The 19,090-nt window shown below is 71.4% G+C and carries 18 protein-coding genes; 7 read left to right on the top strand and 11 right to left on the bottom strand.

What is annotated here, in order from left to right; genetic code table 11:
- Positions 1 to 46: 46 nt before the first annotated feature.
- A complete protein-coding gene (locus ACIP6U_RS29590; RefSeq protein WP_401723847.1) occupies positions 47 to 1,423 on the top strand; it encodes an NAD(P)/FAD-dependent oxidoreductase in 1,377 nt (458 codons plus the stop codon).
- 92 nt (positions 1,424 to 1,515) lie between these two features.
- Positions 1,516 to 3,765, top strand: coding sequence for an FUSC family protein (locus ACIP6U_RS29585; RefSeq protein ID WP_401723845.1), 2,250 nt, complete (start codon positions 1,516 to 1,518; stop codon positions 3,763 to 3,765).
- Between the two features lie 84 nt (positions 3,766 to 3,849).
- Here ACIP6U_RS29585 and ACIP6U_RS29580 read toward each other — a convergent pair whose 3' ends face one another.
- From ACIP6U_RS29580 to ACIP6U_RS29570, 3 genes are all read right to left on the bottom strand, one after another.
- The gene (locus ACIP6U_RS29580; RefSeq protein ID WP_401723842.1) at positions 3,850 to 4,281 is read right to left on the bottom strand and encodes a hypothetical protein; all 432 of its coding nucleotides are present in this window, start codon (positions 4,279 to 4,281) and stop codon (positions 3,850 to 3,852) included.
- 51 nt (positions 4,282 to 4,332) lie between these two features.
- A complete protein-coding gene (locus ACIP6U_RS29575; RefSeq protein WP_401723840.1) occupies positions 4,333 to 5,199 on the bottom strand; it encodes an ANTAR domain-containing protein in 867 nt (288 codons plus the stop codon).
- A gap of 126 nt (positions 5,200 to 5,325) precedes the next feature.
- Positions 5,326 to 5,715, bottom strand: a complete 390-nt coding sequence (locus tag ACIP6U_RS29570) for an ATP-binding protein (protein ID WP_401723837.1) — start codon at positions 5,713 to 5,715, stop codon at positions 5,326 to 5,328.
- Between the two features lie 349 nt (positions 5,716 to 6,064).
- Between ACIP6U_RS29570 and ACIP6U_RS29565 the strand changes: the two genes are divergently transcribed.
- Entirely contained in the window at positions 6,065 to 6,295 is a 231-nt protein-coding gene (locus tag ACIP6U_RS29565) for a hypothetical protein (RefSeq protein ID WP_401723835.1), read from the top strand.
- Between the two features lie 272 nt (positions 6,296 to 6,567).
- Positions 6,568 to 7,017 carry a cyclic nucleotide-binding domain-containing protein gene (locus tag ACIP6U_RS29560; RefSeq protein ID WP_401723832.1) on the top strand — a complete coding sequence of 150 codons (450 nt, stop codon included), beginning with the start codon at positions 6,568 to 6,570 and terminating at the stop codon, positions 7,015 to 7,017.
- A 9-nt stretch (positions 7,018 to 7,026) separates the two neighbouring features.
- Here ACIP6U_RS29560 and ACIP6U_RS29555 read toward each other — a convergent pair whose 3' ends face one another.
- The 3 genes from ACIP6U_RS29555 to ACIP6U_RS29545 all read right to left on the bottom strand — a co-directional run bounded on the left by ACIP6U_RS29555 (position 7,027) and on the right by ACIP6U_RS29545 (position 10,278).
- Complete coding sequence (locus ACIP6U_RS29555; RefSeq protein ID WP_401723829.1) at positions 7,027 to 8,343, bottom strand: MFS transporter; 1,317 nt, start codon at positions 8,341 to 8,343, stop codon at positions 7,027 to 7,029.
- 114 nt (positions 8,344 to 8,457) lie between these two features.
- Entirely contained in the window at positions 8,458 to 9,456 is a 999-nt protein-coding gene (locus ACIP6U_RS29550; RefSeq protein ID WP_401723826.1) for a hypothetical protein, read from the bottom strand.
- 117 nt (positions 9,457 to 9,573) lie between these two features.
- Positions 9,574 to 10,278: a TetR/AcrR family transcriptional regulator gene (locus ACIP6U_RS29545; RefSeq protein WP_401723823.1), complete on the bottom strand. Its 705-nt coding sequence runs from the start codon at positions 10,276 to 10,278 to the stop codon at positions 9,574 to 9,576.
- A gap of 108 nt (positions 10,279 to 10,386) precedes the next feature.
- Between ACIP6U_RS29545 and ACIP6U_RS29540 the strand changes: the two genes are divergently transcribed.
- Both ACIP6U_RS29540 and ACIP6U_RS29535 read left to right on the top strand, forming a co-directional pair.
- Positions 10,387 to 11,607, top strand: coding sequence for a saccharopine dehydrogenase family protein (locus ACIP6U_RS29540; protein WP_401723820.1), 1,221 nt, complete (start codon positions 10,387 to 10,389; stop codon positions 11,605 to 11,607).
- Positions 11,608 to 11,714: 107 nt separating this feature from the next.
- Positions 11,715 to 11,984 carry a WhiB family transcriptional regulator gene (locus ACIP6U_RS29535; protein WP_401723817.1) on the top strand — a complete coding sequence of 90 codons (270 nt, stop codon included), beginning with the start codon at positions 11,715 to 11,717 and terminating at the stop codon, positions 11,982 to 11,984.
- A 66-nt stretch (positions 11,985 to 12,050) separates the two neighbouring features.
- On the opposite strand, the gene ACIP6U_RS29530 is transcribed toward ACIP6U_RS29535, so the two are convergent.
- Genes ACIP6U_RS29530 through ACIP6U_RS29515 form a run of 4 tightly spaced genes read right to left on the bottom strand, consistent with a single transcriptional unit; the run spans position 12,051 to position 16,834 of the window.
- Positions 12,051 to 13,889, bottom strand: coding sequence for a sensor histidine kinase (locus ACIP6U_RS29530; protein ID WP_401723814.1), 1,839 nt, complete (start codon positions 13,887 to 13,889; stop codon positions 12,051 to 12,053).
- A complete protein-coding gene (locus ACIP6U_RS29525) occupies positions 13,886 to 14,584 on the bottom strand; it encodes a response regulator transcription factor (protein WP_401723812.1) in 699 nt (232 codons plus the stop codon). The genes ACIP6U_RS29530 and ACIP6U_RS29525 overlap by 4 nt, the downstream gene beginning before the upstream one ends.
- Positions 14,585 to 14,603: 19 nt before the next feature.
- Complete coding sequence (locus ACIP6U_RS29520) at positions 14,604 to 15,371, bottom strand: L,D-transpeptidase family protein (protein ID WP_401723809.1); 768 nt, start codon at positions 15,369 to 15,371, stop codon at positions 14,604 to 14,606.
- 41 nt (positions 15,372 to 15,412) lie between these two features.
- Positions 15,413 to 16,834, bottom strand: a complete 1,422-nt coding sequence (locus ACIP6U_RS29515; protein ID WP_401723806.1) for a M1 family metallopeptidase — start codon at positions 16,832 to 16,834, stop codon at positions 15,413 to 15,415.
- A 156-nt stretch (positions 16,835 to 16,990) separates the two neighbouring features.
- Between ACIP6U_RS29515 and ACIP6U_RS29510 the strand changes: the two genes are divergently transcribed.
- Positions 16,991 to 17,341 (top strand): DUF488 domain-containing protein, encoded by a 351-nt coding sequence (locus ACIP6U_RS29510; protein ID WP_401723804.1) that lies wholly within the window; start codon positions 16,991 to 16,993, stop codon positions 17,339 to 17,341.
- Between the two features lie 36 nt (positions 17,342 to 17,377).
- On the opposite strand, the gene ACIP6U_RS29505 is transcribed toward ACIP6U_RS29510, so the two are convergent.
- On the bottom strand, positions 17,378 to 19,051 hold the full coding sequence (locus tag ACIP6U_RS29505; protein ID WP_401723801.1) for an FAD-binding dehydrogenase: 1,674 nt from the start codon (positions 19,049 to 19,051) through the stop codon (positions 17,378 to 17,380).
- Positions 19,052 to 19,090 lie beyond the last annotated feature (39 nt).

Below are 19,090 nucleotides of genomic sequence, written 5' to 3'. Positions count from 1 at the left end.
CATGCGAAGGCCGTCCGATGCAGACCGCCTGGAGCCGCAGAAAGGGATGAACACCGTGACACGACCCAGGATCCTGGTGGTCGGCGCAGGCTTCGCCGGCGTGGAGTGCGTACGCCGACTTGAGCGGAAGCTCGCGCCCGACGAGGCCGACGTCACCCTGGTGACGCCGTTCTCCTACCAGCTCTACCTGCCCCTGCTGCCCCAGGTCGCCTCCGGGGTGCTGACGCCCCAGTCGATCGCCGTCTCGTTGCGGCGCAGCAAGAAGTACCGCACCCGGATCATTCCGGGCGGAGCGATCGGCGTGGACCTCAAGTCCAAGGTCTGCGTCATCCGCACCATCACCGACGAGATCGTCAACGAGCCCTACGACTACATCGTGCTGACGCCCGGCAGCATCACCCGCACCTTCGACATCCCGGGTCTCACCGAGCACGCGTACGGGATGAAGACCCTCGCGGAAGCCGCCTACGTCCGCGACCACGTCATCTCCCAGCTCGACCTGGCCGACGCGAGCGACGACCCGGCCGAGCGGGCCTCGCGGCTCCAGTTCGTGGTCGTGGGCGGCGGATACGCCGGCACGGAGACGGCGGCCTGTCTGCAGAAGCTCACTCACGCCGCGGTCAAGCGCTACCCACGCATCGACCCGGCGCTCATCAAGTGGCACCTGATCGACATCGCCCCGAAGCTGATGCCCGAACTGGGCGACAAGCTCGGCACCAGCGCCCAGACGATCCTGCGCAAGCGCGGCATCGACATCTCGCTGGGTGTCTCCATCGCGAAGGCGGGTCCCGAGGAGGTGACCTTCACCGACGGCCGGGTGGTGCCCACCCGCACCCTGATCTGGACCGCCGGTGTCGTCGCGAGCCCGCTCATCGCCACTCTCGGCGCCGAGACGGTCCGCGGCCGCCTCGCGGTCGCCGCGGAGATGAACCTGCCGGGCCAGGACGGCGTCTTCGCGCTCGGCGACTCCGCCGCGGTGCCCGACAAGGCCAAGGACGACGACAGCGCGATCTGCCCGCCCACCGCCCAGCACGCCATGCGGCAGGGCAGGCACGTCGCCGACAACGTCATGGCGACCCTGCGCAACAAGCCGCTGACCCCGTACGTCCACCGGGACCTCGGCCTGGTCGTCGACCTTGGCGGCAAGGACGCCGTCTCCAAGCCGCTCGGCATCGAACTGCGCGGTCTGCCCGCCCAGGCCGTGGCCCGCGGCTACCACTGGTCGGCGCTGCGCACGGGCGTCGCCAAGACCCGGGTGATGACGAACTGGGTGCTCAACGCGGTCGCGGGCGACGATTTCGTCCGCACCGGTTTCCAGTCCCGCAAGCCCGCCACGCTCAAGGACTTCGAGTACACCAACTCCTATCTGACGCCCGAGCAGGTGCGGGAGCAGGTCGAGGGGTCCGACCCCGAGAAGGCCTGACGCGGTGCGGACGCTCCCGTCCCGGCGTGCCATGCTGGGACGGGATCTTGACGTGAGACGGGGACGGGAGTGAGTACGGCGGCGTGAGGGCAGTGGCAGCAACGCTCCGGGCGCGGTCGCGCGATCTCGTCGCGGCATCCGATCCCGGACTGCTGCGACTGACCGCGGGTCTGCGGACCGTGGCTGCCATCGCCCTCACCCTGGCCGTGCTGGGACTCCTGCGCGCCGACGTGTCGCACCTGGTGGGCGGCGCCATCGCGGCGATGGTCGCCACCTTCGCCATCCGCGAGAAGGAGCGCGCCCAGCAGGCGGTGACCCTCGCCCTGGGCCTCCCGGTGGCGTTCGCCTCATTGACCCTGGCCGCGGTGCTGCACTCACGCGTGGTCGGCGGTGACGTCTTCTTCGTGGTGCTCATCTTCTGCGCCGTCTACGGCCGCCGGTACGGGGACCGGGGCACCGCGCTGGGCCTGATCGGCTTCCAGACCTACTTCCTGTCCCTGTTCGTCGGCGCCACCCTCTCGACCCTCCCCCAGCTGTACGGGGTGGTCGGGATCGCCTTCGCCGCCAGCGCCCTGGTGCGTTTCGTGCTCGTACCGGAGACGCCCGAGGGCATCCTGGGGCGGCTGCGGGACGCCTTCCGCGCCCGGCTGGCCCAGCTCGTGTCCGCGCAGCTGGAGCTGCTCGACGCCGGTCCCGACGACGCCGAGACGGCTCTGGAGCACCTGCGCGAGGGCACCGCTCGGCTGCACGAGACGGCGATGATGATCCAGGGCCGGCTGGAGCAGGGCACCGCCGACGAAGCCGTCGCGCGGCTCGTGCAGCGGCGTATCGCGGACGCGGAGATCGCCGCCGAGCGTCTGGGTCTGCTGCTGCTCACCGCGCGCAGTGCCGAGCGCGCGGACACGCTGACCCTGCATCTGCCGGGCGCCCCGGTGCCGCCGCCGGGCGGCCGGCTGCCCGTGGGCGACGAGGCGACCGCCATCCTGCGCCGGGATCTGGAGGCGCTGCGCCTGCTGGTCCTGCGGCCGGTGTCCGGGGGTTCGGGGACGGGCCTGGCGCATGTGCGCAACCGGCTGCTCGGCTACCGCGACGAGGAGAACCTGCCCAAGGCGCCGACCGCCGTCCAGGACGTGTTCCGGGGCATCGGCGAGGCCGCCCGTGCGGTGCTGGGGCTGCGGATCGCGCTGGACGGGCCGCAGGACGAGTCGGACGACACCCCGTCGACGACGCGTTCGCGCGAGGAGCTGGACGCCGAGGACCTGGCGATCGACGCGGGTGAGGAGGAGCCCGAGGAGGAGCCGACGGGGCTGCGGCGGCCCACCACGCGGGCGGCCGTGCAGGTGGCGGTCGGGTCGTCGCTGGCGATCGTGGGCGGCGAGTTCCTCTCCAGCCAGCGCTGGTACTGGGCGGTCCTGACCTGCTGGATCGTGTTCATCAACACCGCGTCCACCGGCGAGATCCTGGTCAAGGGCTACCGGCGGCTGCTGGGCACCGTGCTCGGCGTGGTGGCGGGACTGCTTCTGGCGGGCCTGGTCGGCCATCACACCTGGACGGCCTTCGCGCTGGTGCTGCTGTTCGTGTTCGCGATGTTCTACACCGCGCCGCTGTCGTACACGCTGATGTCGTTCTTCGTCACCGCGGCCCTGGGGCTGCTGTACACCCTGCTGCACACCTACAGCCTGTCGGTGCTGATCCTGCGCGTGGAGGAGACGGCGCTGGGCGCGGCCTGCGGGATCATCACGGCCGCGTTCGTGCTGCCGGTGCACACGGACCGTCGTACCAACGACCTGCTCGGTACCGTCCTCGACCGGCTCTCCGATGTCACCGAGGCCGCGGTCGACCAGCTCAGCGGCGGGCCCGCGATCGATCTGCTCGAGATGGCCCGCGATCTGGACCAGGCGCTGGCAGATCTGCGCGCCGCGACCCAGCCGCTCACCCATCCGGTGACGCCGCTGCGGGCCCGGCGCGACACCGCGCGCTATGTCGTCGCGCTGCTGGAGACCTGCGCGTACCACGCGCGTTCGCTCGCCGCCACGGCCGAGCTCCTGCCAGGCAACCCGTCCATCGCCGCGGATCCCCGGCTGCGGCGGGCGGGTGACCGCATCCTGCGCAACATCGGGGCGATCGCCGCGCACGTGGCGGACGAGCACGCCGAGGCCGAGGTCGAGACCGGTCCGAGCATCGCCGCGCTGCTGGAATCCGACCGGCCGGGCGTCTCGCGCTACGGGCGGGTCACCGACCGCGTGCTGAGGCATCTGCAACGCCTCGACGAGGCCGTGACGGGACTGGCCCGGCCGCTGAAGGTGCCGGTGGCGGCACAGGTGAAGAAGGCCACGAAGTGAAGCGGGATCTCAGAGGTCGGGATCTCAGAAGTCAGAGCCTCAATAATCTCGGCCTCAAAAATCACGGCCTCAGACGTCGGGGCCTCAGAAGTCGGTGGGCAGGCCGCTGACCTCGGCGATGCCGCGCAGTTCCTCGTTCTCCCGGTGCCGGTTGCGGATGTAGTCGGCGATCTCGCCCAGCCGTACCGGGTCGGCGGCGGTGTCCGCGTCGGTGACCACCCGGATCGGGCCGGTCTCGTCGAGGTCGATCTCGACGACCTCGTTGTCCATCCTGCCGGTGACCGCGGCGGCGACGACCAGGGCCGCCTCGTCCCGGATCTCCTGGGACACGCCGTGTCCGCCCTCCTCGCCGATCGCGAAGTCCAGGGCGGGCAGGCGTCGCTCGTCGATCGCCTTGAGGACCGGTTCGACGACATCCAGCAACAGCCGGTAGTCATCCGTGTCCATCCGGGTGCGCAGAATGCCGAGGTACATGTCGACGGCCCGGTCTTCCGGTGGAAACTCGGATTCGCTCATGGGCCTCGGGTGCCCGGTCCCCGGAGTGTCATGCGTACGGTCCCGCCCGCGTCACGACCGCCGGATCCGGGTGCCGCGCCCCCTGCGGCCGAGGGCGTGCAGATACTCCAGGGCGTCCAGGACCACCGTCCGGTCGTGCCAGGACAGCCACCGGCCGGCCTCGGCGCCCATCACCTCCAGCGTCTTGAGCTGCGTCTGCGTCAGCCGGTGCAGGGTGTGGTCGGCGTGCGCGGAGACCATGCCGAGGCACAGGCCCGACATGGTCGTCAGCGGCACGCTGTGGCAGCCCAGGCTGCCCGCCGCGAGGATCTGCTCCCGCGCCGCCTCGGTGAACACGGGATCCGTCGACACGTCCTCGACGGTGACCTGGGCGAGGTCGCGCGCGGCGGCCGCGCAGGAGGTGCCCTCGTCACCGACGTAGGCGAAGAAGTCGACGAAGTCGTCGGTGAGCCCGGTGTGCTTCTCCAACCGCAGTCCGCCCCTGACCGGGTCGGCGACCTGGACGTTGCCCATGGAGGTGTCGACCACGGCGAGCGTCTGGCTCAGCACGGCGCTCAGGACGGCGCCGCGGTTGCCGGGCTCGGGGCGGTACGACGCCGGGAAGTTCAGCGCGGGCTCCGAGGACCGGACGCGCCGCGGGAACCACAGAGTGTCCAGGTCGTCCGGTCGCGGGGCGGTGAGCACCACGTCGGCCAGGGACCGGAGTTTGACGTTGAAGCGCTGGGAGGCCCGCTGCAGGAGCCCGAACGCGCTGTCGCCGTCGGGCAGTCGGTAGCGCTCCTGGAGAATGCCCTGCGCCTGGGATATCAGCGGGTGGGCGCGGGCCCGGGCCCGCAGCTCACGGGCCTCTGCCCGCAGTCGCTCCAGCTCCGCGCGTTCCCGCTTCTCGTCCGCCCCCCGGCGATCCGCCTCTGTCATGACTCCCTCGCCTCCCGTCGCCCTCACACACAGGTGCCCGTGTGCGTGTTCGGACCGCATACGGGCACCTGCCGCTTGCCACCGTCTTCCCCCTTCGAACGGGCGTACACAGGGCGAGGGTTACCGTCAGGTGAGAGCCACCACCGCGGTGATGCACTTGCCGCCCGCGGGCAGTTCGGACACCCGCACGTCACGGGCCAGCCTGCACACGATCGGCCAGCCCCGACCGCCGACCCGTCGGCGTCCGGCCGGGTCGAACGGGTCGCCGGCGACGGGCAGTTCGTCACTGCGGTCGCACACCGAGACGCGTACGCCGGGTTCGACGACGTCGACACGGAAACCCGTGACACCGCCGCCGTGCCGGATCGCGTTGGTCGTCAACTCCGAGACGACGAGCAGGGCGTCGCCCAGGGCGTCCTTGTCGCAGCGCGTCCGGGTCGCCCGGCACCGCGCCGCGACCGCCCGCTCGACCGCCCTGCGGGCCTGCGCGGGCCGGACCACCGGATCGACCGGCATCCACGCGATAGTCGCCTCAGACCCTGGGGCGACGGCTCGGCCCACCGGTACGGGCGTCGCGCGCCCACCGGCCGCTGGATTCGGCCATGGCTCCATCTCCCGCCACTCCTGGGCGAATTGGGGGAATTCGATGCTGTGCTCCTCGCACATCGCCTGGCTCCCTGATCGGTGAAGAACCGGCCTTGCGCTTCCTCGGCGACAAGGCCGGACCTGCCGCACCCGCGGGTCCCGGCGCTCGAGCACCGCGGGTACTCATCTATGCGGCTGACCTGTAAGGGGGGCGCCAAACCTGTCTGCGGAATGCGCGAGTTCCGGTCATGGCCCCACGAAAGCCGGGTAGGCGGACCCCATGACTGATGTCGTGGATTCGGGCGAGCTGTTGCGGCGCCTACAGCGGGCTCGGGCCTGCGCGGAACAGGAGCGGTCGACGTGGTGGGTGCGGAGCGAGGAGCTACGGGCGACCGATCCGGACGCGGCGCGCGAGGCGGCCGTACGGACGGTGGCTTTCGAGGCGGTGCTGCGGGTGCTGGACGAAGTTCTGACTCCGGGGCGACAAGCCGGGATCGGCGTGGCAGAGTGAAACCGGTCACGTGACCGGGTTTTTGCTACGCGAAAGCCTCGCATATGGTTTACCGTTCATTCATACGTGGTGACGGGGTGGACCGTACCGTCCTCCGCACCACTGCTTGACGGCCCTGGCTGGCCTCCCCCGTCCAGCCAGGGCTTTTTCATGCCCTCCCGCGGACCGTCCATCGGAACTCCCGTCCGCCGAGGTGCCCTGGACGGCCGTAGCGGCTGAAATGGGCATAGGGAAAGCACCGGAATCCGATGGCCGGCGAGGAGCTCCGCGTCATGACCAAAGCGACGAAACTGCTGACCGCCCTTCCCCCGCCCCAGCGCCACCGCCTCATGACCCTCGCGCGGGAGGTCTCCTTCCCGGAGGACCACCGCATCTTCGAGGCGGGCGGCCGGGCCGACCGTTTCTGGGTGATCCGCTCCGGCGCGGTCTCGCTCGACCAGCGGGTCAACGCGCTGCAAACGGTCACCGTGGCGAGCCTCGGTGCCGGCGATCTGCTCGGCTGGTCCTGGCTGTTCCCACCCCACGAGTGGGACTTCGGCGCGGTCGCGTTCAGCCCCGTACGCGCCCACGAGTTCGACGCGGACGCGGTGCTGCACCTGTGCGCCGAGGATCCCGCACTCGGGATGGCGCTGGTACGCGGAGTCGCCGAGATCCTCGCGCACCGGCTGGAGACGACACGGGGGAAACTGATGGAGTACGCGAACCACCGGCGGGCCCTGTAGGGACCCCGCTCAGATCCGGTACCGCCGCAGGGCCGGCACCGCCGCGGCCAGGCCCAGCATCACCACCACGACCAGGAGTCCGCCGCCCACGACCGCCGTGCGGGCGCCGAAGGCCGAGCCTGCGGTGCCGTGCAGGACGTCGGCGAGGCGCGGGCCGCCCGCGACGACGACCGTGAAGACGCCCTGCATACGGCCGCGCATCTCGTCGGTGGCCGCCGACAGCAGGATCGCCCCGCGGAAGACCATCGAGATCATGTCGGCGAGCCCGGCCACAGCCAGGAAGGCCGCGCCGACCCACAGGTTGGCGCTGAGTCCGAATCCGGCGATCGCGACGCCCCAGGCGACGACCGCGCCGATCACCATCCAGCCGTGCCGGCGGGCCCGCGAGAACGTGCCCGAGAAGAGGCCGCCGAGCACCGCGCCGATGGGGATCGCGGCGAAGAGCAGACCGAGGGCGAGCCCTTCGCCGTAGGAGCCGTAGGTCTGGGCGGCGAGCTGGGGGAACAGGGCGCGGGGCATGCCGAAGACCATGGCGATGATGTCGGCCAGGAAGGAGAGCAGCAGCACCTTGTGCAGGGACAGGTAGCGGAAGCCTTCGACGATCTCGCGCACTCCCGCGCGCCGCGTCGCCGAGCCCACCAGCGGCGGCAGCTTGGGCAGTTGGTAGACCGCCCAGACCGTCACGCACAGCGCGAGCGCGTCGATCAGATACAGCTCGGCCAGGCCGATGACGGGGATCAGGACACCGGCGAGCAGCGGGCCGACCACCTGGCCGGTCTGCATGACGGTCGAGCCGAGGGCGTTGGCGGCGGGGAGCTGCTCCTCGGGGACGAGTCGGGCGATGGAGGCGTTGCGGGCGGGCGCGTTCAGGCCCCAGAACGCCTGCTGCATCGCGAGCAGCAGCATCAGGACGACCACGGAGTCGAGCCCGGTGACGGCCTGGAGCCAGAACAGCAGCGAGGTGACGGCGATGCCGATGTTGGTGATCAGGAGCAGCTTGCGGCGGTCCATGGTGTCGGCCACCGCGCCGCCCCACAGCGCGAACACGATCAGCGGCAGCAGTCCGGCCAGGCTCGCGGCGCCGACCCACGCCGAGGAGCCGGTGATGTCGTAGACCTGCTTGGGCACCGCGACCGCGGTGAGCTGGCTGCCGACCGCCGTGACGATCGTCGAGGACCACAGCCGGCGGTAGGCCGGGATGCGCAGCGGCCGGGTGTCCATCGCCCACCGCCGCCAGCCGACCCGCGGCGGGCTCGCCTCGACGGGCGCGGATGGCTGCGGCTGAGCGGATGGCTGCGGCTCGGTGCTGCTCTCGCTGGTGTCCACGGAGTTCCTGGTTGCTCGATACATCTTTCGGGGCCGGGGATCACTATCGCAGCACGGGAGGGAGACGGGGACGGGCGGTCTCGGATCGTGGAATTCGGGATCCGGTGAGCGGGGTCAGACGGCCGCCGCGGCCAGCGAGCCCGGATCCGGAGTCTGTCCCTGTGTCTGCGCCCGGCACGTCAGCACCCACTCACGCAGCTGACGGGCCAGCTCGTCAGAGACCTTGTCGAGGTAGACGTCGGGATGCGCGGCGGCGCTCTCTGCCGCGCGGTCCATGTCCTCGATCATCAGCCGGTGGGCGCCGAACACGAAGTCGCGGTAGCGGAACTCGTGCAGTCGCCCGATGACCGCCTTCACCAGCTTGCCGAGGCAGCTCTTGATCTGCTCGTCCGGTTCGTGTTCCCAGATGCAGTACAGCCGGACCGCGACCGATCGCAGGGCGGCCTCGACAGCGGGGCTGTTGGTGGTCATACGGACCAACGCCTCGATGACGAGCAGTTTGGTCCGGTACTTGAAGTCGCTGTTCCAGCCGCCGTCCAGCGCGCTCGGCCAGTGCAGGGACTGGCAGACGGTGAGCCCCGTGGCATGACGGCAGAGCAACTCCGCCGCCATGAGCTGGGAGTTGGCGGAGTCGGACCTGAGGGCGGCGTCGACCACCAGGATCGCCGTCTCGTTCGAGATCCTCGGCTCGTCACCCGCCCACAGATCCACCAGGAGTGCCACGGCGAGTTCGACGTATCCGAGTTCGCTGAGCGCCAGCAGTCCCGAGGCCGCCGCCGCGGGATGGGCGGGCCCCGTCTCCGTCGGCGCGATCAACTGGCCCGCGCGCATCGCCGCGTCCAGCTTGAGCTGACGGTGCTGTTCGGCCCGCTCCTGGGCCAGGCGCTGTTCGGACCGGCGGTTGGCCATCGCCAGTCCCTGCTCGGACCGGCGGTTGACCATGACGCCGATCAGCGAGACCACTGCGGTGACGAGGACTCCGACGAACGTGAAGATGGTCGCGAGGAGAGCGCTGTCCTCCCGCATGACGATCAGGGCAGGTACGACTGCCCCGCCCACGATCACGACGAGTGCCACGGCCGAGACGATGGCCAGCTTCTTGTCGGCGCTCATGTGCGCTCCCCCTGTCCGGCGCCCGCGCGCGGCACCGCATGGACCACATGATGGCCCCGCCCGGTGCCGGCAACCAGCGATACGGCCCAACTCGACGAGGACGCCACCGGACCGCCGCTACCGCAGTGCCGCCAGCCGCGCCGCCGCGCTGTCCAGCAGCATCTCCAGGGCTGTCGGATACGCGCTGGTCACCATCCGCCCGGCCAGCAGGGGTGCCGCCTCGGCGATGCGGGGGTGGGTGGAGCGGGGCAGGTGGGCGTAGGTGGAGCGCCACTTGTCCTCGTCGGCGCGCAGGGCGGCGCTGGGCAGGGTGAGGGAGGCCGCGTCGAGGGCGGCGAAGGCCAGGGTCTGGTCGATGAAGGCGTGGTAGACGCGCACGGTGTCGGGGAGCCGGAAGCCGGCGGTGCGCAGGACGTCCAGGACCGCCTCGTCGGCGGCGAGTTCGTGGGCGCGGCCGGTGACGCGGTTGGTGGTGAGCAGGGCCGCCTGCGGGTGGGCGAGGTAGGCGGCGTGGATGCGCAGGCCGATGGCGCGCAGGTCCGCCCGCCACTCCCCCGTCGGACGCCAGCCGTCGAGGGCCTGGCCGATCAGCGCGTCGCCGATGGCCAGGGTCAGGTCGTCCATGCCCCGGAAGTACCGGTAGAGCGTGCTCGGGTCGGCGTCCAGGGCGAGGCCGAGACGGCGGGCGGTCAGGCCCGCGCTGCCGTGCTCGCGCAGCATCCGCAGCGCCGTCTCCACGATCAGCGCCTCCGACAGCACGGTGCCGCTCTTGGTGGGCCGGCGTCTGCGCCGCCGCTCCTCGGGGACCACGGGCTTGGGCATCGCGCACCGCACTTCCTTATGCCAACGCCATTGACCTTACGCGAGCCGGCGGAGTTGTATCCGCGGCAGGGCCCCGGTTCATCGACCCCCATCACAGGGAGATCTGTCATGCGTGTTCTGCTCGTCGGCGCCGGAGGCGTCGGCACCGCCGTCACCCGGATCGCGGCCCGGCGTCCGTTCTTCGAGGCGATGGTGGTCGCCGACTACGACCTGGCCCGCGCCGAGGCGGCGGTCGCGGCCCTCGGCGACGGTGAGACCCGGTTCCTGGCCGAGCGCGTCGACGCGAACGACGAGGCGGCGGTCACGGAGCTGCTGCGCAGGCACGCGTGCGACGTGCTCCTCAACGCGACCGACCCGCGCTTCGTGCTGCCCCTGTTCCGGGCGGCCCGCGCCGCCGACGCCACCTACCTCGACATGGCGATGTCCCTGTCCCACCCACACCCCGAGCGCCCGTACGAGGAGTGCGGGGAGAAGCTCGGCGACGCGCAGTTCGCGCAGGCCCAGGAGTGGGAGAAGGCGGGCGCGCTGGCGCTGGTCGGCATGGGGGTGGAGCCGGGTCTGTCGGACGTCTTCGCCCGCTACGCGGCCGACGAACTGTTCGACGAGATCGAGGAGATCGGCGTCCGCGACGGCGCGAACCTCACCGTGGACGGCTACGACTTCGCCCCCTCCTTCAGCATCTGGACGACGATCGAGGAGTGCCTCAACCCGCCCGTGGTCTACGAGTCCGACCGCGGCTGGTACACCACGGAGCCGTTCAGCGAGCCCGAGGTCTTCGACTTCCCCGAGGGCATCGGCCCGGTCGAGTGCGTGAACGTGGAGCACGAGGAGGTGCTGCTCGTGCCGCGCTGGGTCGACGCGAAGCGGGTCACCTTCAAGTACGGCCTGGGCGAGGAGTTCATCGAGACGCTCAAGACCCTGCACCTGCTGGGCCTTGACCGCACCGACCCGGTCACCGTGCCGAGCGCCGCCGGGCCGGTAGCCGTGTCGCCCCGTGACGTCGTGGCCGCCTGTCTGCCCGACCCCGCGACGCTGGGCGACCGTATGCGCGGCAAGACGTGCGCGGGCACCTGGGTGCGCGGCACGAAGGACGGCCGACCGCGCGAGGTGTACCTGTACCACGTGGTCGACAACCAGTGGTCCATGGCGGAGTACGGCAGCCAGGCCGTGGTGTGGCAGACCGCCGTCAATCCGGTGGTCGCACTCGAACTCCTCGCCACCGGCGCCTGGTCCGGCACCGGCGTGCTCGGCCCGGAGGCGTTCCCGGCCCGCCCCTACCTCGATCTGCTGACCGCGTACGGCTCTCCCTGGGGCATCCGCGAGCAGTGATCCGCGTCACCCCGAAGTCCTTGGTTTCACTTGCGCATCGACAGGTCACCCGGAAGCGAGTAAGCCATCCGCGAGGGCACGGACGACTTCGATCGCAGGTGACTTTGATGGACTTGACGGACGACTGGCGAGACCAGGCCGCATGCCGATACGAGGACCCCGACCTCTTCTTCCCGATCGGCACCTCCGGCCCGGCTCTCTTGCAGACGGAACAGGCGAAGGAGGTCTGCGGACGCTGTCCGGTGCGGGCGCGGTGTCTGCGCTGGGCCCTGGACACCGGGGAATGCCTCGGCGTCTGGGGCGGCACCGACGAGACGGAGCGGCGCGCGCTGCAATTGCGCCGACGGCGTGAGGAAGCACGGCTGAAGCGCGGGTAGCCCACGGCCCGGCTCCCCGGCACTGGTGGCCCGCAGCTCGGTTCCCCGCCGCGGATAGCCTGCGGCTCAGCTGTCCGGTGCGGGCGCGGACGCGATCGGCACCCGCAGGGTGAACTCCGCGCCCGCGCCGGGTTCGCTCGCCGCCTCGACCGTGCCGTCGTGCGCGGCGACCAGGTGGCGGACGATCGCGAGGCCCAGACCGCTGCCGCCGGTGCGGCGGCTGCGGGACTTCTCGGCACGCCAGAACCGGTCGAAGACGTGCGGGAGATCGTCCGCCGCGATACCCGAGCCGGTGTCCCGGACCGTGAACACGACCTGGTCGCCCACGCGCCGGGCGGCCAGTGTGACGGTGCCGTCCGGTGGTGTGTGCCGTACGGCGTTGGAGACCAGGTTGCCCAGCGCCTGCCGCATCCGCACCGGGTCGGCGTCGAGCCATGGCTCGCCCTCGGTCTCGGTGCGCAGGGTGACCTTGGCCGTGTCGGCTCCGATGCGGTGGGCGGCGGCGACCTGGTCGAGCAGTTCGTCGGCGCGGACCGGCTCGCGGTGCAGCCGCAGGGTGCCGGCGTCGGCGGCCGCCAGGTCCTGGAGGTCGTCGATGATCCGCTGGAGGACCATCGCCTCGTCGTGCAGGGAGGAGAGCAGGGCGGGGTCCGGGGCGACGACGCCGTCGCGGGTGACCTCCAGCCAGCCGCGGATGTTGGTGAGCGGGCTGCGCAGTTCATGGGCGATGTCGCTGACCATCGCCTTGCGCTGGACCTCTATCCGCTCGCGCCGTTCGGTCAGGTCGTTGAAGGCCTCGGCCAGGATGCCGGTCTCGTCGCGGGTGGTCACGGGGACGCGGACGTGCTGTTCCGGCGACTGCTGGGCCGCTGTCGTGAGCGCGCGCAGGGGGCGGACCAGCCGGGTGGCGACCAGCGCCGTCATGGCGACGGTGACGGCGAGGACGAGGCCGGCCACGCCGACGATCTTCGCCTTGTTGGCCGGGGACATGTCGAAGCGGGGCACGGTCTGGTCGCCGATGCCGAGGAACAGGTCGGCCGCGGGGGCGACGTAGGGGTCGAGCTGGGCGCGCCGTGCGCTGTCGATGCAGTTCTGCACGATGCGGTCGGTGTCGGCTCCGGCGCCGGCGGGCCGGGCGTACTTGGAGGTGACGAAGTGGCCCGGGACGGTGTCGCGGGTGGGGTCCAGGTAGAGGAACAGGGGTTCGACGCCGCCGACTCCCTTGTCCTTCACGCAGGACTCGGCGCGCTGCTGGAGCGCGGACAGGGCCCTGCTCTCCGTCTTGGTCGGTTCGTCGTACCCGTAACCGCAATCGGTCTGATAGGGGATCCCGGCACTCGTTCCATCCTCGTTGAGAAGGACGGAACGCCCGCTCGGGGCCCGCACGATCTTCACCTGGCCGAGGCCGAACCGCTGGTAGCAGCCCCGCAGTTTCTGCATCATCAGGTCCACCTCCTTGCGTTCGCCCGCCGTCAGCCGGTACGGGCCCACCGCGCGGGGATCGATCCCGCTGAGCTGGGCCCCGGACTCGCTGTAGGTGTCGGTGTGCAGGGGGTCGATGGTGGCGGCGGGCCGGGGCGGCAGGGAGGTGCGGCGGGGCGCGGAGTCGGCGACGAGTGTGCGGTCCGTGGTGGTCACCGCGATGCGCCGGCCGGTCCTGGCGGCCAGGGCGGTGACGGTCTTCTGCACCGCGGACCAGTCGCGGTGGGTCGCGGCATAGCCGCTGAGCTGCGCGAGGATCTTGGTGTCGGCGGCGAGGTCCTGCCCCTGCTCCTCCTTCAGCGCGCTGGTGGTGGTCGTCACCGCGAGCCAGGCGGTCGCGGCCACCGAGCACACGGCGATCAGGGCCGAGGTGAGCAACAGCCGTACCAGCAGCCGCTTGCGCAGCGGTATCCGGCGCTTCACGCCCGGCCGCCGCTGAGCTTGTAGCCCACCCCGAACACGGTCAGGAGCCGTACGGGCCGTCGCGGATCGGCCTCGATCTTCTTGCGCAGGTTCATGATGTGGACGTCGACGGCCCGTTCCGTGGACGCCCGGTCGAGCCCGCGGGTGACCTGGAGCAACTGCCGCCGGGAGAAGACCCGCTCCGGCTCCCCCGCCATGGCCAGCAGCACCTGGAACTCGGCCGGGGTGCACTCCACCGGCACCCCGTCACAGCGCACCTCGTGCCGCACCGGATCCACCGTGAGCCCGGCGGCGCGGACGACGGGCTCCTCCCGTACGCCGTCGGCGCGCCCGCTGCGCCGCAGCACCGTGCGGATCCGGGCCATCAGCTCGCGCGGGCTGTACGGCTTGGTCATGTAGTCGTCGGCGCCCAGCTCCAGGCCGAGCAGGACGTCGTCCTCCTCGGAGCGCGCGGTGAGCATCAGCACGGGTATCTCGGCGTCGCCGCCGCGCAGCACCCGGCACACGCCGAAGCCGTCGATCACCGGGAGCATCAGGTCCAGGACGACGAGGTCGGGCTTCAGCCTGCGGGCGGCGTCCAGCGCCGCCGCGCCGTCGTGGACGACGGTGGCGGTGTGGCCCTCCGCCAGCAGGGAGCGGCGGATGAGCTCGGCCTGCATCTCGTCGTCCTCGGCGACCAGCACATGTGCGCACACCCGGCGGATCCTAAGCGCTTCAGCGGGCGAGGGACGCGGCGTCCCCCATGACGACGACGGGGTGGAGGCGCGGGTCGAGCGTCCGGAGCAGCTGCTCCATGTGCTTCTCGGCGATGCTCACGCACCCGTGCGTGGGGCCCCCGTGGTCGACGTGGAGCCATATCCCGCCACCACGGCCCGCGCCGAGCGGCCGGGTCCAGTCCAGGGGTGAAGTACCGGGCTGCCGGTTGTAGTTGATGGCGATCACATAGTCGAAGGAGCCCTCCAGCGGCTCGCCCTCGAAGCCCGTGCCGGGCGACTGGAAGCCGTAGCCCTGGTCGTACGTCAGCTTGGTGCCGGGGTCGCGGAGCAGGCCGCCGGCGTCTGTGAGCCCGAACACACCGATCGGTGAGCGCAGGTCGCCGCCCATGTGGTGGTCGCTCCAGCCCTTGAGCGCGTTGTGCGCGGGCCAGCTCTCGCCGGGCTCCCAGCCGGTGGAGGTGCGCTCGTACAGGACGACCTCGGACGTCGACGAGTTCTTGCCCCGGCCGGTGACCACGACGGCCTGTCGGGCGCTGGAGGGAACCTGGGCCAGTGTCTTGGGCCCGAGGCCCGGCAGTTCGAGCCGGGCGGCCTCGGCGGACATGGCCGGCGAGGGCGAGGTGGGGGTCGTCGTCGTGGAGGCGGGCGCTCCGCGCTCCGCCGTGGCGCCGGCCGGTTGGCCCGGCGACGCCACGGCACCGCTGCCGCATCCCGTCAGGAGCAGGGACGCGGCCAGCAGGGCGACGTGAGGTCTGCGCGTGATCATGACTCGACCTTGACCCAGACTTATCAGGAACTCGTCAGGTTCTAGGGCTTGTTCGGCTTGCCCGCCGTGTAGAGCCAGGTGTGGAACAGTCCGTTCAGGTCCTTTCCGGACACCCGCTCCGCGAGTCGAACGAACTGCGCGGTCGTTCCGTTCCCGTCGTGGTGCTCGGCCGCCCAGGCCCGCAGGATCCGGAAGAACGCCGGGTCGCCGACGGCCGTGCGCAGTTCGTGCAGGGTCATCGCACCGCGGGCGTAGACCGGCGTGCCGAAGATGTTGGCGCCGCTGCCCGGGTTGCCGGGCGGGAACTCCCACAGACCGTCGCTCGCCGGGCGCGCGTAGAGCTTGTCGAAGGACTTCTGCGCGCTGTCGCCGCCGTGCTGCTCGCTGTAGAGCCACTCCGCGTAGGTCGCGAAGCCCTCGTTGAGCCAGATGTCCTTCCAGGTGGTCAGCGAGACGGAGTCGCCGAACCACTGGTGGGCGTTCTCGTGCACGAGGGTGCTCAGGTCGGGCGCGGAGTCGTACACGGGTCGCGACTGCGTCTCCAGGGCGTACCCGACGTCGGGCGCGTGGTCGACGATGGATCCGGCCGCGCGGTAGGGGTAGGGCCCGAACAGCTTGCTCTCCCACTCCAGCACGGACGGCAGCTTCTTGAGCACGGGCGCCGCGGCGGCGGCCTCGCGCGCGTCGACCGCGTTGTAGACCTGGATGCCGTCCCGGGTCCGGTACTGCTCGACCTGGAACTTCCCGACGGTGGCCGTGGCCAGATAGGCGGCCATGGGCTCGCGCTGGCGCCAGCGGAAGGTGGTCTTCCCGTGCGCGGTGTGCTGTCCGAGGAGCACGCCGTTGGAGACCGCGGTGCGCCCCTTGGGGACCGTGATCGTGATGTCGTACGAGGACTTGTCCTTGGGGTGGTTGTTCGCCGGGAACCAGGTCATCGCGCCCTGGGGTTCGCCCGCGACGAAGGCGCCGTCGTCAGTGGGGATCCAGCCGTCGGGCGAGCCGTCGGGGTCGGTGACCGGCTTCGGGGTGCCCTTGTAGGCGACGGTGACGCGGAACTTCTGGCCCTTGTGCAGGGCGTGGCGCGGGGTGACGACGAGTTCCTGCCCGCTGCGCCGGAAGCCGGCCTTGACGTGGTCGACGCTGAGCGCGGTGATCTTCAGGCCCGTGAAGTCGAGGTCGAAGCGGGTGAGCTTCTGGGTGGCCCGGGCGGTGAGGACCGCGGTGCCGGTCAGGTGTCGGCTGGTGGTGTCGTAACCGAGGGTGAGTCCGTAGTGCTCGACGTGGTAGCCGCCGTTCCCGGCGAGCGGGAAGTACGGGTCGCCGACGCCGGATCCGCCGGTGGTGCCGGCCGCCGCGGGTCCGGCGGCGGCGAGCAGGGCCGCGACGGCGACGGGGACGGTCACGACGACGGCCTCGCGGCGGAGGACGGCGGTACGTCTGGTGCCTTGCCGGCGGGATTCCACATGCGCTCCTTGAAGGGGGTGGCTGGTGATCAAACGGCCCCAGGCTAGAGGGGCACCTCGTACGGTTTCCCCCTCCTTCAGGTCAAGTCACGAAGCGTCACCCGGCCTCCCCGAACTACCGTGGACAGCGTCCCGTCCCCGGAGAGAGGCCCGGCCGTGACCGTTCGTGTGCGTCGCGTCTACGAATCGCCCGAGCCGCAGGACGGCGTCCGCGTCCTGGTCGACCGGCTGTGGCCGCGCGGCCTGTCCAAGGAGGCGGCGGCCGTCGACGAGTGGCCCAAGGCCCTCACCCCGTCGACCGAACTGCGACGCTGGTACCACGCGGGCGAGGGGTCCTACGAGGAGTTCGCGCGCCGGTACGAGGCGGAGCTGGCTTCCCCCGAGGCGGCCGAACTCCTCGACCGCGTGCGGGAGTCGGCGGCCAAGGAGCCCGTCACGCTGCTCACCTCGGCGAAGGCGCCCGAGCAGAGCCACGCGGCCGTGCTGGCCCGCCTCCTCCAGGACTGAGCAGCCTGGCGCGAGGAGACGGGCCGGACGCCTCCGTCAGCCGGTCTGCTGTGCCGCGGCGCGGCCCGCCGCGCGGCCCGAGAAGAGGCAGCCGCCGAGGAAGGTGCCCTCAAGGGCGTTGTAGCCGTGTACGCCGCCACCGCCGAAGCCGGCCACCTCGCCGGCCGCGTACAGGCCCTCGATCGGTGTGCCGTCGGCGCCCAGGGCGCGGGAGTCGAGGTCGGTCTGGATGCCGCCGAGGGTCTTGCGGGTCAGGACGTGGAGCTTGACGCCGATGAGCGGGCCGGCCGCGGGGTCGAGGATGCGGTGCGGGGTGGCGACGCGGCCGAGGCGGTCGCCGATGTAACGGCGGGCGTTGCGGATGCCCTGGACCTGAGAGTCCTTGCTGTAGGGGTTGGCCAGCTGGAGGTCACGGGCCTCGATCTGGCGGCGCAGCCGGTCCGCGTCGAGCAGCGGCTTGTCCGTGAGGTCGTTCATCTTCCCGACGAGCTGCTCCAGGGTCGGGGCGGTCACGAAGTCGGCGCCCTTGCGCAGGAACGCGTCCACCGGACCCGGGGCGCCCTTTCCGAGCAGCCGGTCGCGCAGGACGGCGCCCTTGTCCTTGGCGGTGATGTCGGGGTTCTGCTCGGAGCCGGAGAGCGCGAACTCCTTCTCGATGATCTTCTGGGTGAGGACGAACCAGGAGTGGTCGTAGTCCGCGATGTCCTCGGTGGTGCGCAGGTACTTGAGCGTGTTGAGGGTGTCGTAGCCGGGCAGGCAGGGGTCGGGCAGCCGGCGTCCGAGCGCGTCGAACCACATGGACGACGGACCCGGCAGGATGCGGATGCCGTGGCCCGGCCAGATCGGGTCCCAGTTCTGGATGCCCTCGGTGTAGTGCCACATGCGGTCGCGGTTGACCAGGCGTACGCCCGCCTCGGCGCTGATGTCGAGCATGCGCCCGTCGACATAGGCGGGCACGCCGGTGACCATCTCCGCGGGCGGGGTGCCCAGGCGCTCGGGCCAGTAGCGGCGGACGATGTCGTGGTCGGCGCCGATGCCGCCGGAGGTGACGACGACGGCCTGGGCGGTGAGTTCGAAGTCGCCGACGCGGTCGCGGTTGGAGGGGACGCCGCGCGGTGAGTCGTCGTCGGCGAGGACCGTGCCGCGCACGCCGCGTGCGGTGCCGTCCTCGACGATCAGGGCGTCGACCCGGTGCCGGTGGTGGAAGGTCAGCAGGCCGTCGCGCCTGGCCTGCTTGGCGTACTCGACGAACGGCTCCACGACGCCCGTGCCGGTCCCCCAGGCGATGTGGAAGCGGGGTACGGAGTTGCCGTGTCCGTCGGCGCGCAGATCGCCGCGCTCGGCCCAGCCGACGGTCGGCAGCAGCTTGATGCCGTGCCCCTCCAGCCAGGTCCGCTTCTCGCCCGCCGCGAACTCGACGTACGCGCGCGCCCAGCGCACCGCCCAGGAGTCCTCGTCGTCCTGCCGGTCGAACCCGGCGCTGCCCTGCCAGTCGTTCCAGGCCAGTTCGAAGGAGTCCTTGATGCCGAGGCGGCGCTGCTGCGGGGAGTCGACGAGGAAGAGTCCGCCGAACGACCAGAAGGCCTGACCGCCGAGGTTGGCGGCGTTCTCCTGGTCGACCAGCGCCACCCGCCGCCCCCGGCTGGTGAGTTCGTGCGCGGCGACCAGGCCCGCGAGGCCCGCTCCGACGACGATGACGTCGGCATCCATGGCGACCGTCCCTTCTTCTTTCGCTGATGTGCACGGCGG

Source organism: Streptomyces sp. NPDC088794 (assembly GCF_044750545.1).
Classification (GTDB): Bacteria; Actinomycetota; Actinomycetes; order Streptomycetales; family Streptomycetaceae; genus Streptomyces.
The sequence above is the reverse complement of the archived record's forward strand: the minus strand, read 5'-3'. Positions and strand labels throughout refer to the sequence as shown.